Origin of the sequence: Bartonella sp. MR90HLJMH (genome assembly GCF_042194115.1) — a bacterium.
Classification (GTDB): domain Bacteria; phylum Pseudomonadota; class Alphaproteobacteria; order Rhizobiales; family Rhizobiaceae; genus Bartonella; species Bartonella grahamii.
Genome location: NZ_JBHIMM010000008.1, coordinates 44,277 through 64,507 on the forward strand (window position 1 = coordinate 44,277; position 20,231 = coordinate 64,507).

At 36.7% G+C, this 20,231-nt stretch carries 13 protein-coding genes and 2 tRNA genes; 11 read left to right on the forward strand and 4 right to left on the reverse strand.

Going from position 1 to position 20,231, the window contains the following annotated elements; translation table 11 throughout:
* Nucleotides 1–149: 149 nt before the first annotated feature.
* On the reverse strand, nucleotides 150–1,580 hold the full coding sequence (gltX, locus tag ACFIJ9_RS06665) for a glutamate--tRNA ligase (protein WP_375636287.1): 1,431 nt from the start codon (nucleotides 1,578–1,580) through the stop codon (nucleotides 150–152).
* A gap of 112 nt (nucleotides 1,581–1,692) precedes the next feature.
* On the opposite strand from gltX (ACFIJ9_RS06665), the gene ACFIJ9_RS06670 reads away from it, so the two are divergent.
* The 7 genes from ACFIJ9_RS06670 to gltX (ACFIJ9_RS06700) all read left to right on the forward strand — a co-directional run bounded on the left by ACFIJ9_RS06670 (nucleotide 1,693) and on the right by gltX (ACFIJ9_RS06700) (nucleotide 12,026).
* A complete protein-coding gene (locus ACFIJ9_RS06670) occupies nucleotides 1,693–3,957 on the forward strand; it encodes a ComEC/Rec2 family competence protein (protein ID WP_375636288.1) in 2,265 nt (754 codons plus the stop codon).
* Between the two features lie 470 nt (nucleotides 3,958–4,427).
* Nucleotides 4,428–5,132, forward strand: coding sequence for a ribose-5-phosphate isomerase RpiA (rpiA, locus tag ACFIJ9_RS06675; RefSeq protein ID WP_375636290.1), 705 nt, complete (start codon nucleotides 4,428–4,430; stop codon nucleotides 5,130–5,132).
* A gap of 111 nt (nucleotides 5,133–5,243) precedes the next feature.
* Nucleotides 5,244–5,813, forward strand: a complete 570-nt coding sequence (locus ACFIJ9_RS06680) for a DUF2059 domain-containing protein (RefSeq protein ID WP_375636292.1) — start codon at nucleotides 5,244–5,246, stop codon at nucleotides 5,811–5,813.
* Between the two features lie 205 nt (nucleotides 5,814–6,018).
* Nucleotides 6,019–7,410, forward strand: coding sequence for a glutathione-disulfide reductase (gor, locus tag ACFIJ9_RS06685; protein ID WP_375636294.1), 1,392 nt, complete (start codon nucleotides 6,019–6,021; stop codon nucleotides 7,408–7,410).
* A gap of 68 nt (nucleotides 7,411–7,478) precedes the next feature.
* Nucleotides 7,479–8,858 carry a class II 3-deoxy-7-phosphoheptulonate synthase gene (locus ACFIJ9_RS06690; RefSeq protein WP_375636296.1) on the forward strand — a complete coding sequence of 460 codons (1,380 nt, stop codon included), beginning with the start codon at nucleotides 7,479–7,481 and terminating at the stop codon, nucleotides 8,856–8,858.
* A gap of 122 nt (nucleotides 8,859–8,980) precedes the next feature.
* The gene (locus tag ACFIJ9_RS06695; RefSeq protein ID WP_375636298.1) at nucleotides 8,981–10,642 is read left to right on the forward strand and encodes an NAD+ synthase; all 1,662 of its coding nucleotides are present in this window, start codon (nucleotides 8,981–8,983) and stop codon (nucleotides 10,640–10,642) included.
* A 10-nt stretch (nucleotides 10,643–10,652) separates the two neighbouring features.
* Complete coding sequence (gene gltX / locus ACFIJ9_RS06700; protein WP_375636300.1) at nucleotides 10,653–12,026, forward strand: glutamate--tRNA ligase; 1,374 nt, start codon at nucleotides 10,653–10,655, stop codon at nucleotides 12,024–12,026.
* Nucleotides 12,027–12,085: 59 nt separating this feature from the next.
* Here gltX (ACFIJ9_RS06700) and ACFIJ9_RS06705 read toward each other — a convergent pair whose 3' ends face one another.
* Both ACFIJ9_RS06705 and ACFIJ9_RS06710 read right to left on the reverse strand, forming a co-directional pair.
* Nucleotides 12,086–13,489: a DEAD/DEAH box helicase gene (locus ACFIJ9_RS06705; protein WP_375636301.1), complete on the reverse strand. Its 1,404-nt coding sequence runs from the start codon at nucleotides 13,487–13,489 to the stop codon at nucleotides 12,086–12,088.
* Nucleotides 13,490–13,635: 146 nt separating this feature from the next.
* On the reverse strand, nucleotides 13,636–14,409 hold the full coding sequence (locus ACFIJ9_RS06710) for an NAD kinase (protein ID WP_012755068.1): 774 nt from the start codon (nucleotides 14,407–14,409) through the stop codon (nucleotides 13,636–13,638).
* Nucleotides 14,410–14,671: 262 nt separating this feature from the next.
* On the opposite strand from ACFIJ9_RS06710, the gene ACFIJ9_RS06715 reads away from it, so the two are divergent.
* The 3 genes from ACFIJ9_RS06715 (at nucleotide 14,672) to ACFIJ9_RS06725 (ending at nucleotide 17,442) form a co-directional block, all read left to right on the forward strand.
* A tRNA-Arg gene (locus tag ACFIJ9_RS06715) sits at nucleotides 14,672–14,748 on the forward strand.
* A gap of 504 nt (nucleotides 14,749–15,252) precedes the next feature.
* The gene (locus ACFIJ9_RS06720) at nucleotides 15,253–15,435 is read left to right on the forward strand and encodes a YbfB/YjiJ family MFS transporter (protein WP_375636341.1); all 183 of its coding nucleotides are present in this window, start codon (nucleotides 15,253–15,255) and stop codon (nucleotides 15,433–15,435) included.
* Nucleotides 15,436–16,962: 1,527 nt separating this feature from the next.
* Nucleotides 16,963–17,442, forward strand: coding sequence for a DUF6990 domain-containing protein (locus ACFIJ9_RS06725; protein WP_375636303.1), 480 nt, complete (start codon nucleotides 16,963–16,965; stop codon nucleotides 17,440–17,442).
* Between the two features lie 512 nt (nucleotides 17,443–17,954).
* Here ACFIJ9_RS06725 and ACFIJ9_RS06730 read toward each other — a convergent pair.
* Complete coding sequence (locus ACFIJ9_RS06730; protein WP_034451627.1) at nucleotides 17,955–19,523, reverse strand: TerC family protein; 1,569 nt, start codon at nucleotides 19,521–19,523, stop codon at nucleotides 17,955–17,957.
* A 437-nt stretch (nucleotides 19,524–19,960) separates the two neighbouring features.
* On the opposite strand from ACFIJ9_RS06730, the gene ACFIJ9_RS06735 reads away from it, so the two are divergent.
* Nucleotides 19,961–20,036: transfer RNA gene (locus ACFIJ9_RS06735), tRNA-Lys, on the forward strand.
* Nucleotides 20,037–20,231 lie beyond the last annotated feature (195 nt).

Consider the following 20,231-nt stretch of genomic DNA (forward strand, 5'->3'; position numbering starts at 1 on the left):
AGTGAGTACATGCAATCTAAAAATATTTCCTTATTGATCATTATTACTCAATAAAAAATGTATTTCAATGATATAACATAAAAAACTCTTCTAGGGCGCGTTGAGATATCTGTATAGATCCCTATTTGAGGAAATATACTCAGTACACATTATGAGCATATTGTTGTGATAAGTTGGTCCTTGATGCGATGAAGGGATTCATCGCGTCCTAATAAAATAAGAACATCTAAAACACCTGGTGATGTTGCAGATCCTGTAAGAGCTGCGCGAAGTGGTTGGGCAATAGATCCAAATTTGAGATTCTGTGTTTGTACACAAGAGCGAAGTGTTTCATCTAGGTTTTTTGTATCCCAAGAGGGGCAAGCTTTCAGGGCAAGATAAAGATCATTTAAAATGGTTCGTCCATTTTTATCTAAGAGCATTTGTGCTTTTTCATCAAGTTGTAAAGGTCGTTGCGTAAAAATGAAGGAGGCATTGTCAATCAGTTCGCACAGTGTTTTTGAACGTTCTTTCAAATGTGGGATTGCTTTTAAAAATTGAACACGGCGTTTTTCATCAAGTCTTTCAATAATTTGTGCTCCCCTATCGGTTTCTGGTAGAATATTAAGAGCGGCATCAAAAAGTTCTTGATCATTACTCATGCGCATATAATGTCCGTTGATGGAATCGAGCTTTTTGAGATCAAAACGAGCAGCACCTTTGTTAATATCCTCAATGTCAAACCAAGAAATCATATCTTTAAGCGACATCAGTTCGTCATCACCATGACTCCAACCTAAACGGACAAGGTAATTGCGCAAAGCAGCAGGAAGATATCCCATTGTTCGGTAGGCATCAACACCGAGTGCACCATGCCGCTTTGATAATTTTGCACCGTTTTCACCATGGATAAGAGGAATGTGTGCCATAACAGGAATATCCCATCCCATTGCCTTAAAGATGATCATTTGTCGGGCAGCATTGGTAAGATGATCATCCCCACGTATAATATGTGTGATGCCCATATCATGATCATCAACGACAACAGCATGCATATAAGTAGGCGAACCATCAGAACGCAAAATAATAAAGTCATCGAGATCTTTATTAGGAAAACGAACATCACCTTGAACACGATCATGTACAATCGTTTCTCCTTCTTCAGGGGCTTTGATGCGAATAACAGGCTTAACACCTTTAGGAGCTTCAGAACGATCACGGTCCCGCCAACGTCCATCATAACGTGGTGGGCGCCCTTCTGCACGGGCTTTTTCACGCATTTCAGCTAACTCCTCAGGTGAAGCATAACAATAATATGCTTTGCCGTCTTTGACCAACTGTTCGGCGATTTGTCGGTGACGTTCAGCACGTTCAAATTGCGAAATAGGGGTGCCATCATAACTAAGCCCCATCCAGTGTAAGCCATCTATAATAGCTTTTACAGCTGCTTCTGTTGAGCGCTCTCGGTCTGTATCTTCAATTCGTAAAAGCATTTTTCCACCGGTATGTTTTGCATAAAGCCAATTAAAAAGAGCAGTACGAGCGCCACCAATATGAAGGAAGCCAGTGGGTGAAGGGGCAAAACGAGTAATAACAGACACGAAATATTTTCCTTTAAACTGAGATATTACTTATAGAACTTTATAGAAAAATCATGTTAGCATAGGTGATGGGGTGTGCAATAGCCATATTGCGAGTTAAAGTGGGGGGCGGATGTTTTATCAAAGTAAAGTTAAAGAGGGTTTATCCGAAAAATCTGTTACAGAAAGAAAAAAGCCATGTCAAATAGGGCAGAGTATTTTTTCTAGATATGATGATGCAAAGAACGGCAGTTATAACCAACAAAAACTTTTTTTATTGACACTCTCAAAAGAAGTAATCATTCGTTTTCGCAAATGGCTAGAAGATTGTATCAATAAAGAGGTTTCTTTTGGTATCCTTTTTTCGCTGATTTTAATCTTTTTTGCTCTAGGAATCATTTTTTATTTTCATTTAGAGTGGGAGCCAAGTTGGGGACAATTGGGGGCGTTGGTCAGTATTTTTCTGGGAATATTCTATGTTGCACGTTTTTATCGAAAAATATGGATTCCCGTGGGATTTTTGTTTTGTATTATATTGGGTGTTTTGGCGGCAAAAATAGAAACGTGGCGTATTGCAACACCCATGTTAAGCAGTGACATCGTCACCACATTGACGGGAAGAATTGTTTCTATTGAGTTAGGCACCAAAGGGGGATTTCGTTTAGTTTTGGATGTTTTGAGTACAGAAAAGCCCATATTATGCCATAGTCTTCATCGTATTCGTTTATCGGCAAGATATTTGCCATCTGGCTTAGCAATTGGTGATGGACTATATGGGAAAGTTAAGATTCGTGCATTTTCTGGGCCAGTGCGTCCAGGAGGCTACGACTTTAGTTTTCATAATTATTTTAAAAGAATTGGGGCACAAGGCGTTTATTTAGGAAAACCAAGAAAAATATCGGTTTCGCAGCCTGATGGAATATTCGCTATCATTCTACAGAAAATTGAAAATTTACGCACGAAGATGACACAAAGAATCCGTATAGCCCTTGAAGGAGAAAAGGGGAGTGTTGCTGCTGCTCTTATAACAGGGCAGCGTGCTGGCATTTCAAATGAGACAAATGAAGCATTACGTACGGCTGGATTAGCCCATATTTTATCAATATCCGGTTTACATATGGCGTTGTTAAGCGGCATAGTTCTTTTGAGTATCCGTAGTTTTTTAGCATTTTTTCCAGTTTTTTCTTCCTATTATTCCAGTAAAAAATTTGCTGCTATCGTTGCGTTTATGATAACAGCTTTTTATTTGTTATTGTCGGGCTTAGCAATATCAGCGCAAAGAAGTTTTGTGATGATTGCTGTTATGTTGGTTGCTATATTGTGTAATCGCTCTGCTATAACAATGCGTAATTTTTCTATTGCAGGGTTGATAACTCTGGCGATGACACCCCATGAAATATTAGGTCCTAGCTTTCAAATGTCCTTTTCTGCGACTGCTGCTTTGATCGCTTTTTTTGATTGGTGGAGTGGAAGATCATTTTTTCGTAAAAGAAAAACAACACCCTCTTATGTTGGAGGAGGAGTGATAAATTTTGCTTTCTTATCGATGCTTTCAACATGTGCTTCTTCCCTTGTTGCAGGGAGTGCAAGTGGAATTTATGCTGCGTATCATTTTTCTAATACGGCATCTTTGAGCATTATCAGTAATGCTTTTGCTTTGCCTGTCATTTCAATTTTCGTCATTCCTTTTGGATTAATTGCAGTCCTCGCAATGTTAGGAGGATTCGAATGGCTCCCCCTTCAAATTATGGGGTTTGGTGTTGATATTGTGATAAAGATTGCGCATGTTATCAAGGCTATTTCTCCTGATTTGAATCCTGGTTTTATGCCGTTATCTGCGTTGGTTTTATTGAGTATAGGCTTGGTTGGACTGACTTTTTGCAAAACACTCATCCGGCTCTTTTTTAGTTTGTTTATTTTGGCTGGTATTTCTATTTGCGTAATGCATTCACCTGTACAACTGATTATAGCAGATAATATGCGTCTCGTGGGCGTTATCCATGATAAAAAATTATATATTGATCGTTACCATATTTCTAAGTTCACGACATCCATATGGAAAAAGTCATTTCGTGTGAATGAAACGATTAAACCAACAAAATATGGTCCTTCGTTGCACGGACAATTTATTTGTGATTATCATGTATGTACGTCATTATTAGAGAATGGATTAAAAGTGGTTGTTTTACAGAGAGAAATAGATCAATGTGTAGAGGCAGATATTCTCATTCATACATTTGTAATGCGTAATCCAACATGTTATAAGAAGGCAAAAATAATATTTACGCCTCAACAATTGTTATCACGAGGAAGCGTTATGATGACCAAAGGTGGAGATATTATTTGGTCTTCGCTAGGGTTTCATAGACCATGGAATATGCACAGACAGCATTCATAAAAAATATAATCTATCATATTTTGCTTCACATTTGGATAATGACAAAACAAAAAATAATAGAAGACTCTTCTGATAAAATTTTGCGGTATTTAAATTAGTAAGTTTATCAAAGTTATTGAAACGAGATAATAATCTACAGTTTTCTAGAAATAGATGATTTTTATATCTGATCATTTTAAATTTTTCAAAAAAATTGATATGTGCATCCTATTGATAGCACAAGATAAATCAAAAATTCTTATTGAATGAGAAAAATGCTAATAAATTTTCTCAAAGAAATAAAAAAGATAATTGTTGATTATTCTATTTTATTCTTATCATATATTTCTATAACGAGTAACATCTCTCCAAGCAAAAGATGATGGTAAATTTAAATAGATTGCGTCAAGAGGTTATCTTTTATTATCATTATTATCGGTGGTAATAGGGGTGATAAATGCTGCTTATACGGATAAAAGGCAAAGTCATTCATGGATGTTCAGCAGTTAAAAAAAATGGCAGCTATTAAAGCGCTTGAATTTATTGAAGATGATATGCGGCTTGGTATTGGATCTGGTTCGACAGTCAATGAATTTATTCGTCTTCTTGGTGGGCGTGTTGCGGATGGTTTGCGAGTGACTGGTGTTGCTACTTCACGATATTCTGAACAACTCTGTCGTAAGTTTGGAGTGCCTGTTAGCACTTTAGAACAAATACCTGAACTGGATCTTGATATTGACGGAGCAGATGAAATTGGTCCTGAGATGATGCTCATTAAAGGTGGAGGGGGAGCATTGTTGTATGAAAAAATTGTAGCATCGGCATCTCGTGCAATGCTTGTCATTGCTGATGAAACAAAGGTGGTAAAACGACTTGGTGCTTTTGCACTACCAATTGAAGTTAATCCATTTGGTATCCATACAACATGCAGAGCCATCGAAAAAGTCGCTGAGGATTTAGGGCTTTCTGGAGAAATTGCATTGCGAATGAATGGAAAAAATCCTTTTGAAACAGATGGTGGCCATTTTATTCTTGATGCATTTTGGGGCTGCATTTTGCAACCAAAACCATTATCGGATGCACTTCTTGCCATTCCTGGTGTTGTTGAGCATGGACTTTTTTTGGGATTGGCTTCACGTGCAATTGTAGCTATGGCTGATGGTCAAACAAAAATTTTAGAATCTTTTGATTTTTAGAGAAGACAGTTTCATGACGATATGTTAGCACAATACAATAAATCAAAGAGTATTGAAATTTTGAATAAATAACGCATTTGAATTATAATTAATTATCGGGGTAATCATTAAATGAAAACAATATTTTCTTTTCAGCGTTTTGTCGTATATTTAGGTGTAGTTGCCGTTTTCGTTGTGAATATTGGAATGGCTTATGCACAAGGTGTGAGCGATCAGCATTTAGCTTCAGCTAGAAAGGCTATAAGTGCCATTCACGCAACGGATCAGTTTGATAGTTTTTTACCAAATGCGGTAGATGATCTTAAAACTGCACTGATGAGGGCTGATCCAAATTTGGCAGAGACTATTTCTGATATTGTTGATAAGCAGGCGCTTGCTTTAATTAAAAGGCGCTCTGATCTAGAAAAAGAGATTGCTCATGTATATGCAAAATATTTTACTCAAAAAGAGCTTGATGCAATAACGGCATTCTACAATTCTGATACCGGTAAAAAGTTTTTGACAGAGGTCCCCAATATCGCACGTGATTCTTATTCAGCATTTGATGCATGGCGTTCTGCGCTTATGCGGGATCTTGTAGAAAATGTGAAAAAAGAAATGTCTGAAACAGTTAATTTGAATAATTCTACTATGCCTACAAATATGCCTATAAAATCAGAATCTTCAGAAAATAAAAAATAGCTTGATTGATATCATGACAACCAATGGGCAATTTCTGATTTTTTAAATAGCGGCGGTTTTTCCGCCGTTTTTAATATTTTAATGAGAGTAGGTCTTTTTAGAATACGGCTTTATAAAAAAATGCTTCTTCAAAAGAAAAAAAGACTTTCATTTGATAATAAATGATCTTAGCCTATTCTTGCAGATACATAAGAAGGAATAATTCGTGGGCTCTTTTGACTTTGATTTATTTGTTATTGGAAGTGGTTCTGGTGGAGTACGTGCAGCACGGCTTGCTGGAGGACTTGGTAAGCGTGTTGCTATAGCAGAGGAATATCGTATAGGGGGTACTTGTGTTATTCGTGGTTGTGTTCCCAAAAAACTTTATGTTTATGCATCACAATATGTAAAAGAATTTAAGAAAAGTGTTGGTTTTGGGTGGAAATATGCGGATCCAATTTTTAGCTGGGAAAAGTTGGTTGCAGCTAAAAATAAAGAAATATCAAGGTTAGAAGGGCTGTATCGTAAGGGATTAGAAAATAACAATGTGCATATTTATGAAAGTCGTGCTACTTTTATAGATGATCACACATTAGAGCTTTCTGCCACGGGTGAGCGGGTAAGTGCGAAAAAGATTTTGATTGCAACAGGGGCAAAATTTGCACCAAATACTCCCATAGAAGGCGGTGGATTTTGCCTCACTTCTAATGAGATTTTTGACCTTGATCAACTCCCAAAATCGATAGTCATTGTTGGTGGAGGGTATATTGGTGTTGAATTTGCTAATATTTTTCATGAATTGGGGGTAAAAACAACGCTGCTCCATCGTGGTGATTTAATCCTTCGTGGTTTTGATCATGATTTGCGGCAATTGCTTAGCGATGCAATGATTGAAAAAGGGATTTCTATTCTCTATGGCGTAACAATTTCTAAAGTGCAGGCTGCAGAAAATTGTTATGAAGTTGTTTTATCAAATGGGCAAACGATCGGTGCCGATCAGATTATGTTGGCTACGGGGCGTGTACCAAATACAACAGGTTTAAGACTTGAGCGAGCAGGTGTTCAAGTGGATGAATTTGGTGCAGTTGTTGTTGATGAAAGAATGACAACGAATGTACCCCATATTTGGGCTGTTGGTGATGTAACAGGTCATATTCAATTAACACCTGTTGCGATTCATGATGCAATGTGTTTCGTGAAGACTGCGTTTGAGAATATTCCCACGACACCTGATTATGATTTAATTACGACGGCAGTTTTTTCTCAGCCAGAGATTGGAACAGTTGGTCTTTCAGAAGAAGATGCGGTACGTCGTTATAAGCGTCTTGAAATTTATCGTACAGTTTTTCGTCCTATGCGTAATGTTTTTTCTGATAGTTCAGAGAAAATGCTTATGAAACTCATTGTTGATGGTGAAAGCCGTATTGTTGTGGGCGCTCATATTTTAGGGGAAAACGCTGGTGAGATGGCACAGCTTATTGGGATAGCTCTCAAAGGAAAGCTGACGAAGGATATCTTTGATGAAACGATGGCAGTGCATCCAACGATGGCAGAAGAATTGGTAACGATGTATAAACCAAGTTATATATATGAAAATGGGAAGAAAATAGAAAGTTAAACAGCATATATTGCGGTAAAAAGCTTTTGATATGCCAATCTGTAAGATTAATCTTTAGAGAGAGTGTAATGATAAAAGAATGGGCACCTGACTCTTGGAGAACAAGGCCAATTAAACAAGTTCCGACTTATCCGGATAAGTCTATGTTAGAAGATGTTGAACGAAAACTGAGAAGTTATCCTCCTTTAGTTTTTGCCGGTGAAGCACGTGATTTAAAAAATGAATTAGCAGCTGTTGCAAAAGGACAAGCTTTTTTATTGCAAGGTGGTGATTGTGCCGAAAGCTTTGCAGAACATGAAGCTGATAATATCCGTGATTTTTTTCGTGTATTTTTGCAAATGGCAATTGTTTTAACCTTTGGTAGTTCTAAACCGGTTGTTAAAATTGGTCGTATTGCTGGTCAATTTGCAAAGCCCCGCTCTTCTGATATCGAAAGCAAAGAGGGAGTTGAATTTCCTGCTTATCGGGGGGATATTATTAATGGCATTGAGTTTGAAGCCGATTCTCGTATTCCAGATCCGCAACGGATGTCTATGGCTTACCGCCAATCTGCGGCAACACTTAATCTATTGCGTGCTTTTTCACAAGGTGGCTATGCTAATTTAGAAAATGTACACACATGGATGTTGAGTTTTGTTTCTAACAGTCCGCAGGGGGAACGTTATGAATTATTGGCAGAGCGTATTTCTGAAGCAATTGATTTTATGCGTTCTATAGGGATTACATCCAAAACACATTCTTCATTGCGTGAAACATCTTTTTATACCAGTCATGAAGCACTTTTGCTTGGTTATGAAGAGGCTTTGACTCGGATTGATTCAACTTCAGGAAATTGGTATGCAACATCCGGTCATATGTTATGGATTGGTGACCGTACACGTCAGATTGACCATGCTCACGTTGAATATTGTCGCGGCGTTAAAAATCCTATAGGATTAAAATGTGGTCCTTCCATTGAGTCTGATGAGCTTTTAAAATTAATTGATATTTTAAATCCAGAAAACGAGCTGGGGCGGCTTACTCTCATTACGCGTTTTGGGTATGATAAAGTTGAAAGTTATCTGCCTAAACTCATCCGTGCCGTTGAACGTGAGAAGCGTGCGGTTATATGGTCATGTGATCCAATGCATGGCAATACGATTACTGCCAATGGTTATAAGACGCGTCCCTTTGATTATGTTTTAAAAGAAGTAGAGAATTTTTTTGCAGTACATCGTGGAGAGGGAACTTATCCAGGAGGTATCCATATTGAGATGACAGGTCGTGATGTTACTGAATGTACAGGAGGGGCGCATGCTATTTCTGTAGACGATTTATCTGATCGTTATCATACGCAATGTGATCCACGGTTAAATGCAGATCAAGCGTTAGAATTGGCTTTTCTTGTTGCTGAACTCCTTAAAAAAAATCGTGTGACTGATTCGTTAGGAGTTGCTGCTGGTGGGTAGGAAAATTTTTCCTAATATACTTTTAGGTCATTATGGCAGAAGAGAATTTTTAAAAAGTGATATTTCCTGATGATGAAGAGTAAAGTTGTGGTTGCTAAACTGATGAAATGATACAAAGGCTTATGAAAAATGATTTTCGGGTATCAATTGCCCAATTAAATCCTATTGTTGGTGATATTGAGGGGAATTTTTCTTTAGCTGTCATGGCACATCAAAAGGCCAAAGAAGAGGGGGCTGATCTTGTTTTATTCACGGAACTTTTTATAAGCGCTTATCCGCCGGAAGATCTTGTTCTAAAACCTGCTTTTACAAAAACATGTGAAGAGACTGTTAAGAAATTAGCAAAGATAACCGTAGGCGGACCAGGAATTGTCATTGGTCTTCCATTAAGACGCAATGGCAATATTTACAACGGTGTCATGCTTCTTGATGAAGGGCGAGTCATTGCCGAAAGTTTGAAGTTTGATTTACCTAATTATGCTGAATTTGATGAAAAGCGTTTATTTTCTTCAGGCCCACGACCTGAGCCTCTTATCTATCGTGGGGTAGGACTAGGAATAGTGATTTGTGAAGATATTTGGAATGATTCTTCACTTTGTGCGGAGCTTGGTAATAAAGGAGCGGAAATTATTCTTGTCCTTAACGGATCTCCCTACTATCGTAATAAAACCTTAAAACGTATAGATGTTGTTCATACGCAAGCTCTACGATCTAGGGTACCAATTATTTATGCTAATCAAGTTGGAGGTCAAGATGAGCTCGTTTTTGATGGTGGGTCTTTTGCCTTGAATGGAGAAGGAAAAAAGATATTTCAAATGAAGCACTTTGATAGCCATATTGCTTTAAGCCATTGGCAAAAAATAACGACGGGATGGCACTGTATTTCAGGTCCTAATGAAAGTCTTCTCAATGGATTAGCGGCCGATTATCAAGCTTGTGTTTTAGGTTTGAGAGATTACGTTAATAAAAATCGCTTTAAGGATGTTATTCTTGGTCTTTCAGGAGGAATTGATTCAGCCCTGTGTGCGGCAATGGCGGTGGATGCTCTTGGCTCTGAGAGAGTTCGCACCATTATGATGCCTTATCACTATACTTCACAAGAATCGTTAAAAGATGCTAAAGAATGTGCACAACTTCTAGGATGTCATTATGAAATAATACCGATTGAGCAACCTGTTGAAGCTTTTTTAAAGACAATGGCGCCAGTTTTTCTAGGGTTACCCCCTGATATAACAGAAGAAAATCTTCAAAGTCGTATACGCGGTACACTTTTAATGGCTCTTTCAAATAAATTCGGTTCATTGGTGGTAACGACAGGCAATAAGTCGGAAATGGCTGTGGGATATGCGACACTGTATGGTGATATGAATGGCGGGTTTAATCCTCTTAAAGATATTTATAAAATGCAGGTTTATGCATTAGCTGAGTGGCGCAATAAAAATCACTTGCACAATTTGAGAGGACCAGAAGGGATTGTCATTCCATCCAATATTATAGAAAAAGCGCCTTCTGCAGAGCTGCGGGAAAATCAAAAAGATGAAGATTCTCTACCGCCTTATCCTATTCTAGATGATATCTTGCAATCTCTTGTAGAAAATGACATGAGTATTTGTGATATTATTAAACGTGGGTATTCACGGGAAACTGTTGAGAAAGTTGAACAGCTTCTTTATGGTGCCGAATATAAAAGACGACAATCTGCACTCGGTGTAAAAATCAGTTACAAGAGTTTCGGACGCGATCGTCGCTATCCCATAGTTAATCATTTTCGCGATAAAAATTGAGTATTATTTTATGGTTAAAGTTCGTTTTGCTCCCTCTCCAACAGGTTATATTCATATTGGCAATATCCGTATTGCGCTTTTCAATTGGCTTTATGCGCAAGCGCATAATGGAGCATTTATCTTGCGCTATGATGATACAGATGTTGAACGTTCTAAACAAGAATATATCGATGCTATTGCTGTTGACCTTGAATGGCTTGGTATTCAACCAGATGCAATTTATTACCAATCTAAGCGATTTAATCGATATGATGAAGTTGCGGAAATTCTCAAACAACGCGGGCTTCTTTATCCCTGTTATGAGACTGCAGAAGAATTAGAACGGCGTCGTAAAATCCAGCTTTCACGCAAATTGCCTCCTATTTATGACCGTGCAGCATTAAAATTGACAGCAGAAGAGAAAAAAAACTTTGAATCACAAGGTCGTAAACCCCATTGGCGTTTTCTTCTCCCTAATTTTGAAAATGATCCTCTACAAACAAAGCGAACAGCAGTTTGTTGGAATGATGCAGTAAAGGGAAAGCAGACGATTGATTTGGCTTCTCTTTCAGATCCTGTTCTCATTCGTGAAGATGGAAGCTATCTTTATACATTGCCGTCTGTTGTTGATGATGTAGATATGGCTATTACGCATATTATTCGTGGGGATGATCATATTACAAATACAGGCGCTCAAATTGCTCTTTTTAAAGCTCTTAATGCAGAATTACCGGTTTTTGGTCATATCAATTTATTGGCGACAGTTTTAGGAAAAGGACTTTCAAAACGTAACAATGATCTTTCTATTCGTTCTCTACGGGAAGAAGGATTTGAATCTATAGCTGTTCAATGCCTTGCCGTTTTGATTGGGACATCGCAAAATGTGCATCCCTATCCCAATCAAGCAGCGCTTTTAGAGCATTTTAATCTCCAAGATACGTCAAGATCCGTTGCAAAATTTGATATTGCTGATCTTCTTGCTTTGAATAGTCATCTTGTCCATGAGTTAAACTATGAGGAAGTAAAAATGCGCCTTAAAAAACTTTCTATTGAGGGAGATAAGGCGGAATATTTCTGGAACGCGATAAGAAGTAATATTAATAAAGTCAATGATGCTGTTTTGTGGTGGAAAATCATTCATGATGAACAGAATTTTGATACAGTGGCACTAGAGGATCGTGCTTTTGTGCGCCAATCACTCGATTTCTTACCTGAAGGTGCTTTGAATGAGGAAAGTTGGAAAATTTGGACAACAGAATTAAAAGAAAAAACAGGACGTAGTGGGAAAGCTTTGTTTATGCCATTACGTCAGGCACTTACTGGGATGGATCATGGACCTGAAATGGGAAAAATTTTGCCGCTCTTGGGACGTGAAAAGGTAGCAGAAAGACTCTCTAGGAAATAAGAGCGGCTTTTTTAAAAGCATTTCGTTCATTTTACTCTTAAAGAGAGTAAAGAACGGGTTTATTTACACGTTTTTATAAGCATGAAAGCAGGAATATCATCACCAAATCCAAGGGGCGTGTAATTCTTATTTTTTCGTGGGCGTTGTTGCTCAGATGGCTTCTCTTTATTATTTGCATTTTTGATATATTCTGTTTTATTCTCTTCTACAGATTTTTTAGTGTGAGCAACAGGCTCTTTTTGAGCAGTTTTCTTTGATGATTTTGAAGATTTTTTCTTTACAACAATATCTTCTGTTTGATCATCGGCTATTAAAGTTGAGAGATCTCCATTGAGCCATTCAATTTTTTCATTACTCATTTCCTCAATGGCATTGATATATTTTTGATCAGCTTTTGTGACAATTGTAAAAGCTTTTCCGCTACGATTTGCACGCCCTGTACGACCAATTCGATGGATATAGTCTTCAGCATGTGTAGGAACATCATAGTTAAATACATGACTTACAGCTGGGATATCAAGTCCACGGGCGGCAACATCAGATGCAACAAGAAGTGTGAGTTTATTGTCTTTAAAATCGGCCAATGTGCTCATGCGCGAGTATTGGTCCATATCTCCATGAAGTGCACCTACACTAAAATTATGCCTGACGAGAGATCTAAAAAGTTCAGAGATATCTCTTTTTCGATTACAGAAAATAATAGCGTTTTGAAGCTCAGCACCTTCATTATGAATAAGTTCTCGCAAAACAGCTCTTTTATCCCATGACTTACTTCCAGATTTGACGAGCCGTTGTGTAATTGTGGTTGCGGTTGAGGATGCTTTTGTAACTTCAACAGATACAGGAGAATGTAAAAATTGTTTCGTTAGTTTTGTAATTTCTGGCGCCATTGTTGCAGAAAAGAACAAAGTTTGACGCGTAAAAGGAGTTAGCTTACAGATGCGTTCAATATCAGGAATAAAGCCCATATCCAACATGCGATCCGCTTCATCAATAACAAGGATTTCAACGCCCATCAGGAGCAGTTTACCGCGCTCGCAATGATCAAGAAGGCGCCCTGGTGTTGCGATAAGAACATCAGCTCCCCGTTCAAGTTTGCGATCTTGGAGTTCAAAAGAAACTCCACCAATCAAAAGAGCAACATTTAAACGATGATTTATTCCGTATTTATCGAAATTTTCTTCAACTTGAGCTGCAATTTCCCGTGTTGGTTCTAAGATGAGCGTACGGGGCATTCGTGCTCTTGCACGACCTTTTTCAAGGAGAGTGAGCATAGGCAATACGAAAGAAGCGGTTTTACCTGTTCCCGTTTGGGCGATTCCTAAAACGTCTTTTCTTTGAAGGACATGCGGAATTGTTTCACTTTGAATAGGTGTTGGAGTTGTATATCCCGCTGATTTCACCGCATTAATAACCTTTGCGGAAAGACCTAAATCATCAAAACTGTTTAAAGATGGTATCATTTTTTTATCAATTGCTCTGTGATTTTAACTGCGCTATCTAAATGATGATTATAACCAATATTCTACACTCTTAAAAAGTGTTAAGATGTTTTCACAAAAAAACTAACTATAACAATCATATACATATAAAACGCATAATACAATCATTAATAGCGAAATTGTTCTGATAAAATGCGCTCATCCCATGAATGATTTGAGTCAAAAAGGATTGAAGCTGTTACTTCTGTTGCCATTGAAATAGTAACTGAATGAACAGATTTAACTTCAATATTATCTGCAGCAGCGTTGACAGGGCGTTTGTCAGGTTCAAGCATATCAAAGCGCACTATTACTGTATTGGGAAGCAAAGCTCCATGCCAACGCCGAGGGCGAAAAGGACTAACGGGAGTGAGTGCCATAAGGGGGGCCATAAGAGGTAAGATAGGTCCTTGTGCTGATAAATTATAGGCGGTCGATCCAGCTGGTGTAGCGACGAGAACACCATCACAACTTAATTGTTCCATGCGTACGTTGTTATCAATGGTGATGCGAATTTTTGCGGCTTGATAAGATTGCCGAAAGAGGGATACTTCATTAATTGCAAGCGCCTCGATAGAATCTTGACATTCAGATTTTGCAATCATGCGCAGGGGATGAATTTCTTTTTTATGTGCGACAGCAATACGATTGGGCAATTTTTTTTCATGAAATTCATTCATAAGAAATCCTACAGAACCTTGATTCATACCATAAATAGGTTTGCCTGTGTTCATGACGTCTCGTACGGTTTGTAACATTGTCCCATCACCACCGATTGCAACAACAATATCAGTTTCTTCCAGAGAAGAATGACCATAAACGGAAATTAATTTATGGGTAGCTTTGATAGCGTCCTCAGTTTCTGCGGAAATAAAATGAAAGCGACTTGGTAATGTAGTCATTAAAAAATTATCCTGATATTTATAATGTATGTTGTAACTTATTTTTGAGAGTTTTGAAGTTGTAACAAAAGCTCTTTTTATAATAAAAAGAGCATTGAATAAAGAGAAGTTATTTCAAGGTAAAGTATCATTGAAAAGTAAGAGGAGTGCGTTGTTAGATAAGTTACAAACAAGTAATTTTTTATTAAAATGATAATTTAGCATTGAAGCTAAGAGTATGATTGGTTAAAAGACCATAACTGATTTTAATAATCAGTTTGAAGCACCCGTAGCTCAGCTGGATAGAGCGCTGCCCTCCGAAGGCAGAGGTCACAGATTCGAATTCTGTCGGGTGCACCAAATTCTTCAACTTCATATCATCCTAAATAACAATATTACCTAAAAAGAAGCCAATTTCCTCTTTTATGAAAATGGTCATTTGATTTGTTTATTAAGTTTTATAGCGAATAAGCAAATGATTTTAAGAGAAGTAAAATTTACGGCTGCGTATATAATTTTTCGATTAGTCATTTTGAATATCGAGATAAAAAAGCAAGATTATCTAAATATGCTTTCAATTTAACTATAAACATATATAACATAAAAATACATTTAATTCAATATGTTATTGTATAATTGATCTGGCGATATTGATAGTAGATAGCTAAATATATTGTTTTGAGCATTAAAATAGATAGCTAAATTTGCTTTTATTCTATTTGGGAGCTAAAGGCTGTTATGGTGAAATGGAACGCGGATGAGGAATATCACCAGTTAAAGGAATAATAATAGGGATAAAAATAATCGTCAAGATTTGAATTATTTCAAAACGCTGTATTCGGTATGGTTATTATGGTTTTGAGAATGGGTATCGGGAAATTTCTCTATACACCAATATTGCCAGTTATATTGGATAAGGGATTGTTTACCTTTAATCAACTTTCTTATATAGCTAGCGCTAATTATGGTGGGGGAGTATGTTCTTTACGTTTGGCAAAATTGGGAATATATCTCTTGCTCCTCACATGCTATCTTGTGCAGCTATAGTAATGATTGCACTATTCATAGCAATGCCGAAGTTTATGATCATGCTGTTGTTAGTATGCCAAGGTTTATGGCAATGCCAAGATCTCTGGTTATTTCGTGATTAGAGGTAATGTATATGGCAATGCAAGAATAAAAAGACATAGCGATTTATATTCGGTTCCCATAAATTGTGAGGTTTATGAAAGCGATAACGTTATCAAGATTGATAAAAAGAATAAATGACATGCGTGGAGAGCGCCTTTTTGATGGTTATAAACGCATCATAAAAGAGAGAATTTAAAAAGGAAAGCCGTGCCAAGTGATATGACGCGGCTTTTAAATAGAGGTGCTACAGATCATACAAAAGAAATCAATAATGGATGCATATATACAAAACGTATCATATTGCAAGCGCTCTATTTTATTGATTAAAACTTATCAAAAGGAACATAAATGACAGGTATGATTTTTAATCACTCATTTGAATTACAGAACCTATAAACACTTTGTTTATGGTTATAAAACGTATTAAGAATAACGCCTTCATTTTTGAGGGGGCATTTGAAACAAAGCACATTATCAAAATGCCTCTTTTAAAACGTTTTTTGCTTGTTTGCTTGCGTTATATCATTAAAAGACTTTTGATTTCATAAGACATAACATTATCAATTTTATTATCTGTTGTGATGATACTATCTATATAATGCCAGCTTGTCATTTACTAACTTTTTTAGTAAGCCCCGCTTTAAAATCGACTTGTCTTTAAATCCTTTTATGTGTTCTTAATGAATTAAAATCTATCTTATGATAGCTTCAAATGATTATTTCTTTTAAGGTTTCGCTCAAAAAAAAGTAAAACCCATACTATTCTTTAAGCGTATGCAATTTATGTTATCGATAATTCCAAACGATTACGTTTTTAACAATGCGATTTGTGTGTGATAAAAACGTATCATAAAATTTATGAACTGTTATGAATGATAGCTGCTTTTTACTTCATTTGAATGTTTACATGCCTTATAACACTTGCATCATAATTTGCTTTTTATAGTCTATTCATACATGGCAATTGTTTATAAAAAATGGTCAATTGAATCACGTATAAAGTGTGAATTCTAAATGGAATTCATATAAAATAATTTCACACAAACTATTGACTTAGTTGTTTGTTTTTTATGATAAGATTCCATCTCGTTTAGACGTTGCAAAAGAAATCACCAAAGACCTTATTGATAAGATTCTTCTCTTATACGGCGTTATCAATTTTATTTGCAGAAAGCTGATTCGCTTTTGACTTTTGATATGGATACAACCTCTTTTGAGGTAGAGTAAAGAATTTTTTAACCATAGAGAGTGCAACAGCGCTCTTCAAAAATCTTGATTGGTCTGTTGAGGAAATTAAAGAGGTATATAATTACTCAGCACGTTATCAACTACCAGATCGTGAAGTACAAGTTCTTTATAATGACGCAATTATCAAAAGTTATCCGCAATTTGATGTTGGATTTTCGATTAGTACTGGTATTTTAGCTGCTGCCTGCATGGTAATTGATTCCTATCAATTCTCAGCACTTACAAGATCTAAAACTTGATTTTGATAAAAAGTGGTTGAGAGTTTGTGAAGAAGAAATATGTGCGGATTGGTTGGAATTAGAGCTTGATTATGTCTTGAAATGGGCGATGGAAAAAATTGATCTTCATAAATGCTTTTATTCCAGATATGGAGCACTACCTTGGCAAAAGAGTGAAGTTGAGGCACATAAGGTTATCAAGATAGATGATGCAGGTTATAGCTTACTTCATATTGGTGCACTGGCTTTATTGGGTGATGTTGCAACCTTACAATCTTATTATCAAAGTTTTAGTGCAGGGAATCATTTAGGCTTTGATGAAAATACCCAAAAGACTCATCTTGAACGTGCATTGGCTTTAGCCAAAGAAGTAGTGAAATCTAAGCAACTCAGCTACACTTTAATTGCAAAAGTAGCAAAAAATATGAGCCATCTGGAAGAAAAACAAAGTTCTTAATAAGAGCTTTCCAGAGAGGTGGAGCTTTATTCTTGGAAGGAAAAAATAGCTAATTTTATCGAAACAAAAGATAAGAAATATCAAAAAGATCTCAAAAGATTATAGGAGGCAGAGTCTAGTTTAACGCTGCCATCATCAATTGAGTGAACCCAACAATGGCGGAATTCTATCTATTGGCGGAAATCTGATGTTTGAAAGAGGGGTTCTTGATGTGAAGGTAATATTGTAATAAATAATTATTATAAATCAATATGTTGTATATATTCATTATTTTTGAGATTAATGACCATTGACAAATAATTTTGCATCATTTTCTCTCTTACAGCTTTTCGTAAATCATCAATGGAAATTTTTATAATGGAAAGTTTATTGATAACATAACCTTTGTATGTTCATTACTTTACGCTTAAAAAATATAGAAATAGTGAAATGCAATTAAGTCATCAACTTCTTATTCTTTTCAATTTTTAATCATAAAAAAATCTTTTTATTCATCTTGCTTATAAAAAGAATTAGCTTTTTTCTGGTAAGACAATTGGAGAAATAAGGATTTTAGATATGTTTCGGCGTTCCATTTCAATCACTTTAAAGTGTAAACCATCAGTTTCAAAACTTTCTCCCTCATTTGGTAAATGACCAAACTGCCAAAGCATAAAGCCTGCCAGAGTCGTATAACGATCTGCTTCATCCACAAGGTTACGTCCAAGATAACCACTTAAACGGCGGATATCAGCATATCCCTCAACAAGAAGACTGCCATTTTCAAGTCGTTCTGCGATCATGAGAGCTTCATCGTCATCAGGAAAGTCTCCTGCAATAGCTTCAAGAATATCAGTTGGTGTTGCAATTCCTTCAAAAGATCCATGCTCATCAACAATAATTGCAAGCTGAATCGAAGAATGACGTAATTGCTCCATCAATCGTAAAACACTTGTATTTTCATGAACAACGAGGGGTTCTCGCATAGCTTTTTTCCAATTAATCTTTTTCCCCTCAGCCAAATTCAAAAGAAGATCTTTTGTCAATGCAACGCCAACAAATTCATCTACTTTTTCACGCGCAAGAATTAAGCGGCTATGTTTAACCTTTTGTAATTCTTCACGCATTTCATTTTCATCAGCATTTAAATCTAACCACTCAATCTCATTACGCGGCGACATGATAGAGCGAACAGGGCGATCAGCTAAATCGAGAACACCACGAATCATCTCCTTTTCTTCTGGTCTAAACAACTCAGAAGCTGCGGCCTGTTCCGCAATAACATCTACAGTCTCAGCAAGGTGACTATCTTTACTTCCTCCTCCTAAGAGCCTCAAAACAGCATCAGCTGTTCTACTGCGTAGATCATTCGTTTTAATCATTTTTTCACGGTTACGACGTCCAATTTGATTAAAAGCTTCGATGAGAACAGAAAAACCAATAGCAGCATACAAATACCCTTTTGGAATATGAAAACCAAATCCTTCAACAATGAGAGTAAAACCAATCATCATCAAAAAACCAAGACAGAGGATTACAATAGTGGGATGACGATTAATAAAACGCATAAGAACACCAGATCCGCACATCATTACTCCCATAGCAGCTATGACTGCGATATACATAACTGTTGCCTGCTCTTTTGCAATCATACCTGTTGCGGTAATAATACTGTCTAGTGAAAAAACGGCATCCAGCACCACGATTTGAACAATTACTTGCCAAAAAACAGCATAAGCAACGCCTGTTTTTCTTTCATGTGATACCCCTTCTAACCTTTCATGTAATTCTAACGTTCCCTTTGCTAGCAAAAAGGCTCCACCACCGATTAAAATAAAGCTATGCCAACTAAATACAAAAGATGAAAGTGAAAGAATTACCCTATCGAGTCTCATAACCCATCCAATAACTGTAAGAAGGAAAAGCCGCATAATTAATGCTAAAGTAAGACCTAGAAAGCGTGCACGGTCACGCAAATGCAGTGGCAATTTTTCAGCTAAAATTGCAATAAAGATAAGGTTATCTATTCCTAAAACAATTTCGAGAAAAACCAGCGTGATCAAACCAAACCACGCATGGGGATCAGTGATCCATTCCATCATTCCTTACCTTTTAGAAGCTTAAAAGCGCGCGATTGACAAAAAAAATTCATAGGCTTTTATTCGTATATTGGATCATGAACATTGAATGTAAAAAAACTTATATTCAACGAAAAAAACAGCAAAATATTGCTTGAATGCATGTGATTATTGATAAAACAAAATGATGCCCCATCCCGCTTACAACCACAAGAAGGTTCCTCTAAATTTTGCTCGGGCATTATACTCGATAATCCTCCAACTATAGGTTCTGTATAACAATCAGAACATTTATTTAGAAAGTTCCTTATAATGGGTTTATTTTTATATAAGATCAAGTGGTGAATATCATATTTTTAATCTTACAGACAATGAGTCTATATAACAAACAACAAAATATCTGGACATCCATCCTTAGGAGCGTTATAGAAACGCTCATTCTCATCTTTTGAGAAGCTTATGGGTGATTAGCTCAGTCGGTAGAGCAGCTGACTCTTAATCAGCGGGTCGTGGGTTCGATCCCCTCATCACCCACCATTCGATTTTATACCGTAAACAACTTATTGATTGCGTAAATTTTTTTAAGGTACGAGTTGCTAAATAAAATTGGGGAGTAGGATTTCCCTATATGCATTTGTTTAAAAGTGAAGATTGTCGATATAGCTTAGTCATCGGGTGTTGTACTTTTAGGGGCTTAAAGAATTTCAAAGGACATTTAAAGATCTTTTAATG